The 13,420-nt window shown below is 57.4% G+C and carries 15 protein-coding genes; 7 read left to right on the top strand and 8 right to left on the bottom strand.

Going from position 1 to position 13,420, the window contains the following annotated elements; translation table 11 throughout:
* Positions 1 to 34 precede the first annotated feature (34 nt).
* Positions 35 to 934, top strand: coding sequence for a LysR family transcriptional regulator (locus JK621_RS12105; RefSeq protein ID WP_212560017.1), 900 nt, complete (start codon positions 35 to 37; stop codon positions 932 to 934).
* Here the strand turns inward: JK621_RS12105 and JK621_RS12100 are convergent, their stop codons facing one another.
* The 6 genes from JK621_RS12100 to sapA form a co-directional block, all read right to left on the bottom strand.
* Positions 935 to 2,125 carry a CMD domain-containing protein gene (locus JK621_RS12100; RefSeq protein ID WP_212560016.1) on the bottom strand — a complete coding sequence of 397 codons (1,191 nt, stop codon included), beginning with the start codon at positions 2,123 to 2,125 and terminating at the stop codon, positions 935 to 937.
* Positions 2,126 to 2,528: 403 nt separating this feature from the next.
* On the bottom strand, positions 2,529 to 3,341 hold the full coding sequence (gene sapF, locus JK621_RS12095; protein WP_212560015.1) for a putrescine export ABC transporter ATP-binding protein SapF: 813 nt from the start codon (positions 3,339 to 3,341) through the stop codon (positions 2,529 to 2,531).
* 1 nt (position 3,342) lies between these two features.
* Positions 3,343 to 4,335, bottom strand: a complete 993-nt coding sequence (gene sapD, locus JK621_RS12090) for a putrescine export ABC transporter ATP-binding protein SapD (protein ID WP_212560014.1) — start codon at positions 4,333 to 4,335, stop codon at positions 3,343 to 3,345.
* Complete coding sequence (sapC, locus tag JK621_RS12085; RefSeq protein ID WP_212560013.1) at positions 4,335 to 5,225, bottom strand: putrescine export ABC transporter permease SapC; 891 nt, start codon at positions 5,223 to 5,225, stop codon at positions 4,335 to 4,337. Before sapC ends, sapD begins: the two co-directional genes overlap by 1 nt.
* A complete protein-coding gene (gene sapB, locus JK621_RS12080; RefSeq protein ID WP_212560012.1) occupies positions 5,212 to 6,177 on the bottom strand; it encodes a putrescine export ABC transporter permease SapB in 966 nt (321 codons plus the stop codon). The genes sapC and sapB overlap by 14 nt, the downstream gene beginning before the upstream one ends.
* Positions 6,174 to 7,826, bottom strand: coding sequence for an ABC transporter substrate-binding protein SapA (gene sapA / locus JK621_RS12075; protein ID WP_212560011.1), 1,653 nt, complete (start codon positions 7,824 to 7,826; stop codon positions 6,174 to 6,176). Before sapA ends, sapB begins: the two co-directional genes overlap by 4 nt.
* A 206-nt stretch (positions 7,827 to 8,032) precedes the next feature.
* Here sapA and folE2 point away from each other — a divergent pair, with 206 nt between their 5' ends.
* The 3 genes from folE2 to zigA are packed head-to-tail and all read left to right on the top strand — an operon-like array spanning position 8,033 to position 10,712.
* Positions 8,033 to 8,962: a GTP cyclohydrolase FolE2 gene (gene folE2 / locus JK621_RS12070; protein WP_212560010.1), complete on the top strand. Its 930-nt coding sequence runs from the start codon at positions 8,033 to 8,035 to the stop codon at positions 8,960 to 8,962.
* Entirely contained in the window at positions 8,952 to 9,512 is a 561-nt protein-coding gene (locus JK621_RS12065) for a carbonate dehydratase (protein WP_212560009.1), read from the top strand. The genes folE2 and JK621_RS12065 overlap by 11 nt, the downstream gene beginning before the upstream one ends.
* A gap of 12 nt (positions 9,513 to 9,524) precedes the next feature.
* Positions 9,525 to 10,712 carry a zinc metallochaperone GTPase ZigA gene (gene zigA / locus JK621_RS12060; protein ID WP_212560008.1) on the top strand — a complete coding sequence of 396 codons (1,188 nt, stop codon included), beginning with the start codon at positions 9,525 to 9,527 and terminating at the stop codon, positions 10,710 to 10,712.
* 47 nt (positions 10,713 to 10,759) lie between these two features.
* Here zigA and JK621_RS12055 read toward each other — a convergent pair whose 3' ends face one another.
* Positions 10,760 to 10,906: a hypothetical protein gene (locus JK621_RS12055; protein WP_212560007.1), complete on the bottom strand. Its 147-nt coding sequence runs from the start codon at positions 10,904 to 10,906 to the stop codon at positions 10,760 to 10,762.
* Entirely contained in the window at positions 10,906 to 11,913 is a 1,008-nt protein-coding gene (gene pspF / locus JK621_RS12050) for a phage shock protein operon transcriptional activator (protein ID WP_212560006.1), read from the bottom strand. Before pspF ends, JK621_RS12055 begins: the two co-directional genes overlap by 1 nt.
* A 184-nt stretch (positions 11,914 to 12,097) precedes the next feature.
* On the opposite strand from pspF, the gene pspA reads away from it, so the two are divergent.
* From pspA to pspC, 3 genes are read left to right on the top strand one after another with little or no spacing between them, the layout of a single operon-like run.
* Positions 12,098 to 12,763, top strand: coding sequence for a phage shock protein PspA (gene pspA, locus JK621_RS12045; RefSeq protein ID WP_212560005.1), 666 nt, complete (start codon positions 12,098 to 12,100; stop codon positions 12,761 to 12,763).
* A gap of 59 nt (positions 12,764 to 12,822) precedes the next feature.
* Entirely contained in the window at positions 12,823 to 13,050 is a 228-nt protein-coding gene (pspB, locus tag JK621_RS12040) for an envelope stress response membrane protein PspB (protein ID WP_006319541.1), read from the top strand.
* Positions 13,050 to 13,409, top strand: a complete 360-nt coding sequence (pspC, locus tag JK621_RS12035) for an envelope stress response membrane protein PspC (RefSeq protein WP_212560004.1) — start codon at positions 13,050 to 13,052, stop codon at positions 13,407 to 13,409. The genes pspB and pspC overlap by 1 nt, the downstream gene beginning before the upstream one ends.
* Positions 13,410 to 13,420: the final 11 nt, after the last annotated feature.

Here is a 13,420-nt window from a genome sequence, read left to right as displayed (position 1 = left end):
TACTAAGGGGAGTCATTATTTTCCGAGCCGCTTTATGGATATCAAACAACTGATTTACCTGTGTAATCTGGAAAGAGAGCGCCATTTTGGCCGGGCGGCGGAAGCCAGCTTCGTTAGCCAGCCGACGTTATCCATGCGGTTGAAAAATCTGGAAAAAGAATTGGGCGTTTCGTTGATCAACCGCGGTAATAACTTTGAGGGTTTTACTGCGGAAGGTGAGCGCGTATTGGCGTGGGCGCGCGAGATTGTGTCGGTTTATCAGGGGTTGAAACTGGAGGTGGAATCGCTCAAGCACGGCTTTAACGGTACTCTGCGTATCGGTGCCGTGCCGCAGTGCAGCATTTCGCTGGCGCAGATGCTGAAGGCGGTCAGCGAACGTTTTCCCCAGTTGGACTACCGGGTTGCGGTGCTGAGCGCCGATCAGTTGCTGGAAGCCTTGACGGCGCATACCGTGGATATCGGTATCGGTTTCTTTGAGTTGGCGACGTTAAAAGAGCTGCACTTCCAGTCGCAACCTTTGGCGGACTCGGGTATCGAACTGGTATTCCATCCGCAGCACTTCCCGCAATTGGTGGGGGACAAACCGCTGACGCTGGCGGAGGTGACCGCGTTGCCGCTGTGCCTGGCGGAACCCACACGTTATTTTCGTCGTTACCTCGATCAACACTTCCGCGAAGCCGGGTTGACGTTGCATGCGCGCATGGAAACCACGTCGATATTCCAACTGCTGGAAGGCATTTTTGTTGGCCTGGGCTGCGGTTTGTTTCCGCAAGGTAACCTGCTGCCGGCTATGACGCCGGACCTGCAGCGGCGGCCAATCGCCATTCCCGCCATGTCACGACATGCGGCAGTGGTGATTGCCGAGCCGGGGCGGGCAACGCCGCTGGCTCAGCACTTTTTTGACGCTGCCGGCAATTGGCTGCTGCAGCAGTAATTATGCCGTTTGGCTCTCGTCGATCGCCTGCGTATCGCCGAGGGTCTGCCGTAAACGGTTCTCCCAGGCATAGAGCGCGGCGGTGAGGATCACGTCCAGTGCCTGGGCCTGATTCAGGCCGCTGTTAAACAGCGGCTGCACGCTGCGCGGAGTGAATTTTTCCGGCGCGCGGGTCAGGTCTGCGGCAACGCGGATCACCGCCTGGGTCACAGGATTATCGCTGCTTTCCAGCCCACGGTTAATGTCGGTGAAGATGGCGCCTGCCAATGCGCCGTCCTGAATATCCTGCGCCACGGTCGATGCGCAGTAGCGGCTGCCGTTAATGCGCGCAACCGCCAGCGTCGCCAGCGCTTTCAGCCGCGCCGAGAGCCCGTAACCGTCCGCGTTGATGCTGTTAAAGACGCCGTTGCGTTCGCGCAGCGCGGGGGCATCGTGGGCCAGCAGCAGAAAATAAGGCTCGCTGCGGGCGTCCGGGTGACTTTGGTCGAGCACGTCGAGTTGTTCAGCCCGGGCGTCTTCCAGCGTTATCTGCGGTAACCGGGATTGCCATGCCAGCTCCTCTTCGGTGAACTCCACCCCTTCGGCATCCTCTATGTTCGGGAAACCCGGCACCACTCCCGTTGGCCGCCCGGCCAGCGCAGCCACGCCGGCGACGACGCGCGCCTGGTAACTGACAAAACCGATAATCTGCGAAAAGGTGACGATATCTGCCGGGCTTAAACCGACATCGGTGAGCTGTTGCAGCGCTTTGCTGCAAATCAGGGTCGGTTGGCTGGCCAGTTGGCGGGCGTATTGGGTGATCTGGGCAAGACGGATGTTGCTTTCGCGTGAGGCGTCGGGGCTGTGCAGCGGGGCGAGGCGGGCAGCGTAATGGCTACAAAGAGATTGTACGCCGGTCACCTGAGCCACGGTCAGCGCGGTGCTGAGGCGATCGTAAGGTGACAATGTCACTAGTCTTGTCAGTTCTACCTGATCCGGGAACAGCACATGATAACTGGCATGCGAGGCGTTAAACACCCCGGCGCGGGCGGACAGTGCGGTGTTCAGCGCTTCGTCGGCAAATGCGCCCAACCCCAGCAGAAATCTGTCGCGGAGGGTGGCCGCCTGCGGCTCAAGCGGCTGGTCTCCGCGAACGCTGCTTTGGGTTTCGTGATACCACTGGGCATTATGTTGTCGACGTAGTAGTTCCATAGGGCGGTAATCCTTAATCATGAGCAACAGCCACCGGTGCGACAGGCAGCGGCGGCGATACAAAAGAGGCACGGAATTGCAGGATCAGCGGCGATCATCGCAACACAGTGCGTGACCATAAACAGAGAAACCTGCGGCTAAAGCGAGCATAAACTGCGCGAGTCGGCGATTGCGTAGGTTGTTCATCAGTGCGATATCCTGTCGTTTAATAAGCTCAACGTAGGGGATATCCTCACCGATTAGATTGGCGAGATAAAATAATGTTAAGTGCTAATCAATAACTGAATGGAATAAAATATAATTATATATAACAAAATTGTAATTTGTATTTGAGGATATTGGATAAGCGCAGTGGGCTGTTCGGCAATAAAAAACCCGCTCGAAAGCGGGTTTCCTGCAAGCGTCAGAATCGGCCGCCGTCGCGCCGCCAGGCATCTGCGGTGAGCGCTTCGCCGAAGTGGCTGGCGATCAGCCGTTTGGTCAGATCGTGCAATGGCGCAGCCAGCACTTCGGCGGTGCTGCCACGCTCAACGATTTCCCCTTCGTGCATCACCATGACCTGATCGCTGATGTGTTTCATCATGCCCAGATGCTGAGTCACATAGATGTACGAAATGCCGTGTTTCTCCTGCAGTTCCAGCATCAGGTTGATGATCTGCGAACGCATCGACATATCCAGCGAAGCCAGCGCCTCATCGGCGACGATGACCTTGGGCTGCAGGATCAGCGCACGGGCCAGCGCCACCCGTTGTTTCTGGCCGGAGGCCAGCATATGCGGATAATAATACGCGTGGTCCGGCAGCATCCCCACCTGGCGCAGCGTCTGATAGATGCGCTGTTCGCGCTGCGGGCCTTCCAGATCGGTATTCAGCCGCAATGGAGCGTCAAGCAGTTGGCCGATGCGTTGGCGCGGATTAAGCGACGTGCTCGGATCCTGAAATATCATGCGGATGCGTTGGCTGCGGTAGCGATAATCGCCGTAGCCGAGCCGGTGATCGTCGATCAGCAGTTCGCCGGACGAAGGCTCAACCATGCCGGACAACATCTTGGCCAGCGTCGATTTGCCGGAACCGTTTTCACCGATGATCGCCAGCGTCTGGCGCTCACGAAGGGTAAAGCTGACCGATTTCACTGCCTCGACGTGCTGGCGACGAAACAGCCCGGTACGGTAACGGTAGGTTTTGGTCAGGTTGCGCACTTCCAACAGCGTTTCCATGTTATTGCTCCTCCATGTTCAACGGGAAGTGGCAGGCGAATAAGTGGTTTTTCACCGGGCGCAGGCGCGGCGTCTCGATGCACTTTTTCTGCGCGTAGGGGCAGCGCGGCCCCAGACGGCAACCGATCGGCAGATGTTCCAGTGACGGAATGGCGCCCGGCAACGTATTGAGCCGGCTTTTATGCGGCAACGAGCGGCCAAAATCCGGCATCGAGCGGATCAGCGCCTGAGTGTACGGATGATGGGGTGCCGCCAGCAGATCTTCACACTGCGCGCTTTCTACCGTTTGGCCGCAATACAGCACGTTCACCCGGTCGGCCCATTTGCTCATCATCTGCAGATCGTGGCTGATCAGCAAAATGGTGGTGTTGTTGTTTTGGTTCAGCCGGGCCAGCAGGCGAAAAATTTGCGCCTGGGTGGTGGGCTCCATGGCGTTGGTCGGCTCGTCGGCAATCAGCAGGCGCGGCTGGTTGGCCAGGGCGATGGCGATCATCACTTTCTGGCATTCGCCTTCGGTCAGTTCGTAAGGGAAGCTGCCCATGATGTCGACATGATCTTTGATGCCGACGCGGTGCAGCAGCTCAATGGCGCGACGTTTGCGCCAGTTGAAACGCTGCCACCAGTGGCCTTTGTAGGTCCAGCCAGGGATTGCCTGCGCCAGTTGGCGGCCGATGCTTTCCGAAGGATCCAGGCACGACTGCGGCTCCTGGAAAATCATCGAGACGTTATGCCCGACCAGCTTGCGTCGCTCGCGCGGCGTCAACTGCAACAGATCGATATCGTTAAAGCGGAAACGGTCGGCGGTGACGCGCCAGTTGTCTTTGGTTACGCCGCAAATCGCTTTGGCGATCAGGCTTTTGCCCGAGCCGGATTCACCCACCAGACCCCGTACTTCACCTTCGGTCAGCGTCATGCTGACGCGATCGACCGCCTTGACCGGCCCGTCGGCGGTCATAAATTCAATCGTCAGGTTGCGGATATCAAGTAACGGCATTATTCCACTCCTGCGTTGATTGCGCGGCGCATGCCGTCGCCCAACAGGTTAACCAGCAGCACGCTGAACAGGATCGCCGCACCGGGCAACATTACCGTCCAGGGCGCGACGTACACCAACTCCAGCGAATCGCCGAGCATGGCGCCCCATTCAGGCGAAGGTAATTGCGCGCCGAGATCGAGGAAGCCGAGTGCGGCGATGTCCAGGATCGCCATCGACAGCGCGCGAGTAAATTCGGTCACCAGCACCGCAGCGATATTCGGCATCACCGCGTACCACAATATTTGCGGCGTAGAGGCACCGTCAAGGCGCACCGCCACCACGTATTCCTTTTCCAGCTCATCGTGCACCGCGCTGTAAATGGTGCGCACCATGCGCGGCAACAGCGCCAGCCAGACTGCCAGCATTGCGTGCTCGAGCTTTGGCCCAAGGAACGCCACCACCACAATCGCCAGCAGCAGCGAAGGAATGGAGAGCAGGGTGTCGAGAATGTGGTTCAGTACCGCCGAGCGCAGGCCGTGGGTAACGCCGGCAAACACGCCGAGGATCACCCCGAAAAAGGCGGCGGCAACGGTCACCAACAGCGCCGAGCCATAGGTGGCGGCGGTACCGGTCAGCAGGCGGCTAAGAATATCGCGGCCGAGATCGTCAGTGCCGAGAAAGAAGGAAACGTTGCCGTAGCGCGACCAGGAAGGCGGCAGCAACTGATAACCCAGGAACTGTTGATCGAGCGCATAAGGCGCCAGCAGGCTGCCGAATACGCACAGCAGCAGCAGCGCGATCACGCCGTAAAAGCCGATCATGGCCAGGGCATCGCCGTAAAAAATCCGCCAGGTGTAAAGCAGCGGGCTGGGCATTTTCTTTTCGCGGTATACGTTATCTAAGGGCATACCATTCCTTATGTTTCAATGGGTTGGTTGCTGCACCCAAAATGTCGGCCAGCACGTTAATGGTGATCACCAGCGTGCCGACCACCATGATGCCGGCGGAGATCGCCGCATAATCCTGCTGGCGGATGGCGTTAATCATCCAGCGGCCGAGGCCCGGCCAATTGAAGACCACTTCGGTGATCATCGCCAGCGTCAGCATGGTGGAGAATTGCAGCCCCAGCTTGGGCACGATAGGCGGTAACGCATTATGCAGCACGTGGCGACGGATAATGGTAAAGCGGGACAAACCCCGGGTTGCGGCGGCTTTGATGTAGTTTTGGCTGAGCACGTCGTCGGTGCTGATCCGCATCAGGCGCACCACTTCGGTGGTGGGCGCTACCGCCAGCGCGGTAATAGGCAAAATCATATGGCGCAACGCGCTGCCGATCATCTCGGAACGGTACGGCGAATCCGACAGCCAGGCATCAATCAGCGCAAAACCGGTGATGGGCTTGACCTGATACAGCAGATCGAAACGGCCGGAAACCGGCAACCAGCCAAGGTGCAGCGAGAAAAACAGCATCAGCAGCAACGCCAACCAGAAAACCGGCATCGAGAATCCGAGCAGAGCAAAAGTGCTGATGGCGGTGTCCTGCCATTTGCCGCGCATTACACCGGCGATAATCCCCAACGGAATGCCGATAAACAACGCCAGAGTGAAAGCAAGGATGCACAGTTCCATGGTGGCGGGGAACACTTCGCGCAGTTGCTCGCTGATCGCCTGGCCGTTAATGCTGGAAACGCCAAAATCCCAGTGCAGCAGGCTGACAAAGTAAAAGTGGTAGGCATCGAGCAGGGCGGCGCCGTTCAGCGGCGCGCGCGGCGTGAAATAGCTCAGGCTAAAGCTGACCAGCGTCAGGAGGAACAGCGTGATCAGCAGCAACAAGATGCGGCGCAAGGTAAAGATAATCACTTTTTCGGCCCCTCCGCGGATTCACGGTACACCCCGGCAAATGACGCATTGCCGAACGGGCTCAATACCAGTCCTTTGATGTCGTAGCGGTAAGCCTGCAGGCGCAATGAGGACGCCAGCGGCAACACCGGCAGTTGCTGCTCAAGAATTTTCTGCGCCTTCTGGTAGTTTTCGATGCGTTGCGCCAACTGTTGTGACAGCAGGGCATTTTGCAGCACCTCGTCAAACTCCGGTTCACACCAGTGAGCATAGTTGGTTTGCGAGCGGATTGCCGCGCAGCTCAACAGCGGCCGGAAGAAACTGTCCGGGTCGTTGCTGTCGGTGGCCCAGCCGGTGAGGGTCAGATCGTGATTCATCTCCATCAGTCGCGCTTCCTGGAAGCGGCCTTCGACCGGCACGATAGTGACGTTAATGCCAACCTGGCCCAAATCGGCCTGGATCAGTTCGGCGGTCTTCAGTGGGCTGGGGTTATAGGACTGTGAGGCGGTAGGTACCCACAGCTTCAGATTCAACGATTCAATACCCGCTTGCTTGAGCATTGCGCGCGATTTTGCCGGGTCAAATTCGGTGACGTGGGCTTCATTGTCGTAGGCCCAGGAGGCGCGCGGCAGAATGGAGGCCGCGGTCTCCGCGGTGCCGTAATAAATCGACTGCATCAGGCGCTGGTTGTTGATTGCCAGCGAGATGGCCTGACGCACTTTCAAATTGTTCAGCGGCGGTTTGCGGGTGTTAAAGGCCAGATAGGCGATGTTCATGCCCGGCCGCAGCGTAAGGCGCAGGCGCGGGTCGTCGCGCAGAATCGAGAGCTGGCTGGCTGCGGGATAGGCGAGCACGTCGCACTCGCCGGTCAACAATTTCGACAACCGGCCGGTGCCGCCGGCGCCCAGATCGATAACCACCTGTTGCATGCGCGGCCGGCCTTTCCAGTAGACGTCATTGCGCGCCAGACGGATATATTGCCCCGAACGATATTCATTCAACAGGAAAGGGCCGGTGCCGACCGGCTCACGATCGATCATTTCCTGATGGCCTTCGCGCGTCAGGCCTTGCGCATATTCTGCCGACATCACCGGGGCGTAGTGGGTCGCGATATGCCATAAAAACGAGGCGTCCGGTGCCTGCAGACGGATCTCGACGGTATAGTCGTCGAGCTTCTTCACGCTTTGCACCGAGTCGCCAAACTGCAGACTGTCGAAGTAAGGGTACTCGCCGCCGTTGACGTCATGATACGGATGCTTCTGATTAAACATGCGTTCAAAGCTGAACACCACGTCGTCGGCGTTCAATTTGCGCGTCGGCGTAAACCAGGCGGTGGTCTGGAACGGCACGTCCTTGCGCAGGTGGAAGCGGTAGGTTGCGCCGTTGTCCAGCACTTCCCAGCTTTGCGCCAGTTCGGGGATCAGCCGGTAGGTATAAGGGTCGACATCCAGCAGGCGATCGTATAGCTGTGCGGCCAGGGTATCGACAGTCAGCCCGCTGCTGGCCATCTGCGGATTAAAGGTGTTCAGTATGCCGCTGACGCAATAGACAAAGCCGCTCTGGCGGATGTCCGGCAACGGCGTCGCCGCGATGGGCGCGGGCGGTGTTGAGGCCAGGGCGGAACTCGCCAGGCAGCTCAATGACAGAATCCAAAGGGGTAAACCACGCATAGAGGCTTCATGGGTTAATAAGCAATAGCGTTAGTGTATCGCACTCTGGCGAACTGCCCAATCCATTGAGCAAAATGGCTGAGTTTTCTGCGACTTGATTGAACAGTTTGTCGTCACAGGAAAAAAATAACGCAAATGTTATGTTATAACATAACTTTTTTGTGTTACCGTCCCCCGGCACGATATCAATAACCGCAAGGGGACGTATGAACAAGATTGCACCTCCACCACCCCAGCCGTTGCCGGATGCTCAGGCATGGCAGGGTGAGATGAGTGACGTCGGGCTCGACTGGGTCGGGATGCAAGAGATAGCGCTGCCGCTGGAATTGGCGGGTAAGCCGTTGATGACGAAGGTCAACGTTGGCATCAATCTTCTCGCCAACCGTCAAGGTTCGCGGGGAATACACATGTCGCGGCTGTATCTGGCGCTGGATGAGTTGACGCAGGGCGAACTGACGCCGCAGCGCATCGGGCAGACGCTAAATGCCATTTTGGCTTCTCAACCAGAACACAGCGATCGTGCCGGCTTGAGCATCAGCGGTGAGCTGCTGCTGTCGCGGCCAGCCTTGTTGTCGCCACACCGCGGCTGGAAAGCCTACCCGTTGCGTATAGACGCTACCTTGACCCAGGCTCTGGCGCTGTCGCTGACTGTCGGCGTGCCTTATTCCTCCACCTGTCCCAGCTCGGCGGCGCTCAGCCGTCAACTGGCGCAACAGCAGTTTCAGTTTGATTTTGAACAGGAGTTGGACAGGGTCGATCGGCAGCAGGTGATCGATTGGCTGGGCGAGCAGGGAATGCCCGCGACCCCGCACAGCCAGCGCAGTTGGGCCTGGGTGACGCTGACGCTCAGCGGCACTGAACCGGCGTTACCGGCAGTCAATTTAATCGATCGCATTGAGCATGCGTTGGGCACGCCATCGCAAACGTTGGTAAAGCGTCAGGATGAGCAGGCTTTCGCCCTGGCTAACGGTCAGAACCTGATGTTTTGCGAGGACGCCGCGCGTCGTCTGTACCGGATGCTGCGCAGCCAATGCGGCCAGCGAGGGTTCTCGCTGCGGGTGGAGCATCAGGAAAGCCTGCATGCCCACAATGCGGTGGCCGAACTGAGCTGGCGGGAGGAAGAAGATGCTGCGTAAAAACCCCAGTGGCCACCTGCCGCAGGTATCGCCAAAGGCCTATATCGATCCTACCGCCATTATCTGCGGCCGGGTGATTGTCGACGATTTTGTCTACGTCGGTCCCTACGCGGTGATCCGTGCCGATGAACTGAATGCGGTCGGCGACATGGAACCGATCGTTATCGGCTCTCACTCGAATATTCAGGACGGCGTAGTGATCCACTCGAAAAGCGGAGCGGCGGTGACCATCGGCAGTTACAGCTCCATCGCTCATCGCGCGATTGTTCACGGCCCGTGCCGCATCGATGATCGGGTGTTTATCGGTTTCAACAGCGTGCTGTTCAATTGCCATATCCGTTCCGGTTGTGTGGTGCGCTACAACGCGGTGGTGGATGGTGTCACGCTGCCGGAGAACCTGTATATCCCATCGACCGAGCGCGTCGGCGCCGACAGCGATCTGTCGTTGTATCGCCAGGTCGATCGCCGCGCGCTGCAATTTTCTGAAGAGGTGGCCGCGACCAACGTCGAACTGGTTCGCGGTTACCAGGCATTACGTAATGAGTTTTAAGTGAGGAAGCTGATGAATCCGTTACCCGTTACCGTACTTTCCGGTTTTCTCGGCGCCGGTAAAACCACGGTGCTGAACCATATTCTGAATAACCGCCAGGGCATGCGCGTGGCGGTTATTGTCAACGACATGAGCGAGGTGAACATCGATGCCGCGCTGATCGAAAATCAGGTCCAGCTCGATCGCCGGCAGGAAAAACTGGTGGAAATGAGCAATGGCTGCATCTGCTGCACGCTGCGCGAAGATCTGTTGATCTCGGTGCGTGAACTGGCGCAGGCCGGTCGTTTCGATTATCTGCTGATTGAATCCAGTGGTATTTCAGAGCCGTTGCCGGTGGCGGAAACCTTCACCTTTGAAGATGAACAGGGGGAAAGCCTGTCGCAGTTCGCCCGGCTGGATACGCTGGTGACGGTAGTGGATGGCGTGAATTTTATCCAGCAATACCAGCAGGCTCAGACCTTGCAGGAGGCCGGGCAAAGCCTGGGTGAGGACGATCTGCGCAGCGTGGCAGACCTGTTGATCGAGCAAATCGAATTTTGCGATGTGATGCTGGTGAGTAAAACCGACTTGCTGACGCCAGAACAGCAGGGGGAAATCATGGCGCTGCTCGCCAGCCTTAACCCGGATGCCAATATTGTCCCCATCTCCCCCGGTAAATTACCGCTGGAAGCGGTATTGAACACCGGCAGTTTCAGCTTCGAAAAGGCCCAACAGGCGCCGGGCTGGTTGAAGGAGTTGCGGGGTGAACATGTTCCGGAGACGGAAAACTACGGCATCAGCAGCTTTGTCTATCAGGCGCGGCGGCCGTTTGCGCCGGATAAGTTTTATCGGATGATCAACGGCGATTGGGGGGGCGGCAAGCTGTTGCGTTCAAAGGGGTTCTTCTGGCTGGCTACGCGTCCGAGACAAGCTGGACAGTGGAGCCAGGCCGGTGGCATCGCGCATTATGGGCTGGCGGGCACCTTCTGGCGCGCGCTGGCGCAGGAGAACTGGCCACAAGATGAAGAAACCCGGGCGCAGATCCGGGCGAAATGGGTGGAGCCGTTTGGCGATATGCGCCAGGAGCTGGTGTTTATCGGCCAGAATTTGCCGCAGGCGGAAATCACCCGTTTGCTGGATGCCTGCCTGCTGAACGATGACCAAATGGCGGCGGGGGTGGACTATTGGCTGGATATGGCCGATCCCTTCCCGGAATGGTAAGTGCGCAACATGAGTGGGGTAATGAGAAAAATTATCAACAATGCGCTTTACAGATGATACTGATAACCATTATCATCATCTGGCAGTTCACGGAAAGCCACCTTTAGTGGTTTTGCCGTGAAAGGCACGACATTGCTCACATTGCTTCCAGTGTTTTTTAAGCCAGCTCGGGTGCTGGCTTTTTTTTTGCCCATTAATCTTCTTCCGCATCCCCATTGTGCAAGAGTGCATGTTTTTTCAGCATCCCCCGCAGCTGATGATAGGTTAGCCCCAACAGGCCCGCCGCCTTGCGTTGGTTGAATTTCCCTTGTTGCAGCGCCGCTTCGATCAACGACTTTTCCTGTGCCAACTGCCAGGTTTTTAAATCCAGCGGCAGCGCCGGTCGGTCATTGCGCGTTTCGCGCTCCGGCAGCGGGAGGGGGCTTTCCCGTTGGGCAAAGGGATTGATAATGATGTCATCCAGCGCGCTGGCGCTGGTGCCGTGCCGGTACACGGAACGTTCCACCACGTTTTTCAGTTCCCGCACGTTGCCCGGCCAGCTATAGGCGAGCAGCGTATCCCTGGCGCGTTCGGTAAAGCCGGGGAACAGCTGCAGCGACAGTTCGCGGCACATCTGAATCGCAAAATGTTCCGCCAGCAGCATGATGTCTTGCTGCCGCTGGCGCAGCGGCGGCAGTTGAACGACGTCGAACGCCAGCCGGTCCAGCAGGTCGGCGCGGAATTTTCCCGCCGCCGCCAGCGCAGGCAAGTCATCGTTGGTGGCGCACACCAATCGTACATCCACCTGCAGCGGCTGGCTGCCGCCTACGCGTTCCAGGTGGCCGTATTCAATCACCCGCAGCAGTTTTTCCTGCACCAGCATGGGGGCGGTAGCCAGTTCGTCGAGAAACAGCGTGCCACCGTCGGCGCGTTCAAAGCGGCCCAGGTGGCGTTTCTGCGCGCCGGTAAAAGCCCCCGCTTCATGGCCGAACAGCTCGGAATCCAGTAAGTTTTCATTCAAAGCCGCGCAGTTAAGCGAGATAAACGGCCCTTGCCATCGGTTGGAAAGGTAGTGCAGACGGTGGGCGATAAGCTCCTTGCCGGTGCCGCGTTCGCCGATCACCAACACCGGCTTGTTCAACTTTGCCAGTTGCGAGACTTGCTCCAATACTTCGACAAAGGCGTTCGCTTCGCCCAGCAGGTTTTCTAACTGTTCGCTCATGATGAAATTCGCCAATGTTTGGTGAAAATAATCACTCTACAGCATGCTGGTGGAGAGTCAAAAATAAATAATCGTTATTATTCAATAAAATAAAAGTTGGCACGGGTTTTGATTAAGTCTTTGGGCAAGATGTATTACTTAACGCGGCGCTTCAGACGCCATCAGAACCAAGAGGAAGTGAATTATGGGTATTTTTTCTCGTTTTGCCGACATCGTGAACGCCAACATCAATACGTTGCTGGATAAGGCGGAAGATCCGCAAAAACTGGTGCGCCTGATGATCCAGGAGATGGAGGACACGCTGGTTGAAGTGCGCTCCACCTCGGCGCGTGCGCTGGCGGAGAAAAAGCAACTGCTGCGCCGCATTGAGCAGGGTGAAAATCAGCTCAACGATTGGCAGGACAAGGCCGAACTGGCATTGCGCAAAGATAAAGAAGACCTGGCTCGTGCGGCGCTGATCGAAAAACAGAAGGTGGCAGACCTGATCTCTACGCTGACCCACGAAGTGTCTTCCGTGGAAGAGACATTGTCCCGGATGAAAAGCGAAATCGGCGAGCTGGAAAACAAGCTGACCGAAACCCGTGCGCGCCAGCAGGCGTTAACGCTGCGCCATCAGGCGGCATCTTCTTCCCGCGACGTGCGCCGCCAGCTCGACAGCGGCAAACTGGACGAGGCGATGGCGCGTTTCGAACAGTTTGAGCGCCGTATCGATCATATGGAAGCCGAAGCGGAAAGCGTCATCATCGGTAAAAAGAAGTCTCTGGACCAGGAATTTGCCGAACTGAAAGCCGACGATGCCATCAGCGAACAGCTGGCGGCGCTGAAAGCCAAAATGAACCGCACTGAGTAAGGCGACAGCGGCCACGGCGATGTGGCCGCCTATTAAAGACGCAATAAGAAGGAAAAGAAATGAGTGCTCTACTACTTGCCATTCCGTTGACAATCTTTGTGTTGTTTGTCGCACCGATTTGGCTTTGGCTGCATTACAGCAATCGGCAACAAAACGGCATTCAACTGAGCCATCAGGAAATGCAGCGTTTGGCGCAGTTGGCCGACGATGCCAAGCGCATGCGTGAACGCATTCAGGCGCTGGAAGAAATCCTCGATGCAGAACACCCGAACTGGAGACAGTCTTGATGAGCAATACTCTGGGCAGTAAAAAGCTTTACCGCGTACCTGAGGAAGGCATGGTGAAGGGCGTTTGCGCCGGGCTGGCCCATTATTTCGATGTGCCGGTGCGCCTGATCCGCGTAATAGTGGTGCTGTCGATGATTTTCGGCCTGTTTTTCTTCACGCTGGTGGCCTATTTCGCGCTGGTTTTCGTGCTGGATGAAGCGCCGTCCAGCCGTTTCGCGGCAGAGAACGACAAGACGCCGCGCCAGTTGCTCGATCAACTGGAGTACGAGTTGGGCAGTGGCGAACAGCAACTGCGTCAGGTTGAGCGTTATGTCACGTCGGACACTTTCGGCGTACAGAGCCGTTTCCGCAAGTTATAACCCTGCCTCGC

The organism is Serratia plymuthica (genome assembly GCF_018336935.1).
Classification (GTDB): domain Bacteria; phylum Pseudomonadota; class Gammaproteobacteria; order Enterobacterales; family Enterobacteriaceae; genus Serratia; species Serratia plymuthica_B.
The sequence above is the reverse complement of the archived record's forward strand: the minus strand, read 5'-3'. Positions and strand labels throughout refer to the sequence as shown.

What these genes read in the sequence shown, in the direction of transcription:
- zigA (WP_212560008.1), top strand. Translation starts at nt 9,525, where the DNA reads ATGAATCCGTTACCCGTTACCGTACTTTCCGGTTTTCTCGGCGCCGGT.
- JK621_RS12065 (WP_212560009.1), top strand. Translation starts at nt 8,952, where the DNA reads ATGCTGCGTAAAAACCCCAGTGGCCACCTGCCGCAGGTATCGCCAAAG.
- pspF (WP_212560006.1), bottom strand. Translation starts at nt 11,913, where the DNA reads ATGAGCGAACAGTTAGAAAACCTGCTGGGCGAAGCGAACGCCTTTGTC.
- JK621_RS12055 (WP_212560007.1), bottom strand. Translation starts at nt 10,906, where the DNA reads ATGGGCAAAAAAAAAGCCAGCACCCGAGCTGGCTTAAAAAACACTGGA.
- folE2 (WP_212560010.1), top strand. Translation starts at nt 8,033, where the DNA reads ATGAACAAGATTGCACCTCCACCACCCCAGCCGTTGCCGGATGCTCAG.
- pspA (WP_212560005.1), top strand. Translation starts at nt 12,098, where the DNA reads ATGGGTATTTTTTCTCGTTTTGCCGACATCGTGAACGCCAACATCAAT.
- JK621_RS12105 (WP_212560017.1), top strand. Translation starts at nt 35, where the DNA reads ATGGATATCAAACAACTGATTTACCTGTGTAATCTGGAAAGAGAGCGC.
- sapC (WP_212560013.1), bottom strand. Translation starts at nt 5,225, where the DNA reads ATGCCCTTAGATAACGTATACCGCGAAAAGAAAATGCCCAGCCCGCTG.
- pspC (WP_212560004.1), top strand. Translation starts at nt 13,050, where the DNA reads ATGAGCAATACTCTGGGCAGTAAAAAGCTTTACCGCGTACCTGAGGAA.
- pspB (WP_006319541.1), top strand. Translation starts at nt 12,823, where the DNA reads ATGAGTGCTCTACTACTTGCCATTCCGTTGACAATCTTTGTGTTGTTT.
- sapD (WP_212560014.1), bottom strand. Translation starts at nt 4,335, where the DNA reads ATGCCGTTACTTGATATCCGCAACCTGACGATTGAATTTATGACCGCC.
- sapF (WP_212560015.1), bottom strand. Translation starts at nt 3,341, where the DNA reads ATGGAAACGCTGTTGGAAGTGCGCAACCTGACCAAAACCTACCGTTAC.
- sapA (WP_212560011.1), bottom strand. Translation starts at nt 7,826, where the DNA reads ATGCGTGGTTTACCCCTTTGGATTCTGTCATTGAGCTGCCTGGCGAGT.
- JK621_RS12100 (WP_212560016.1), bottom strand. Translation starts at nt 2,125, where the DNA reads ATGGAACTACTACGTCGACAACATAATGCCCAGTGGTATCACGAAACC.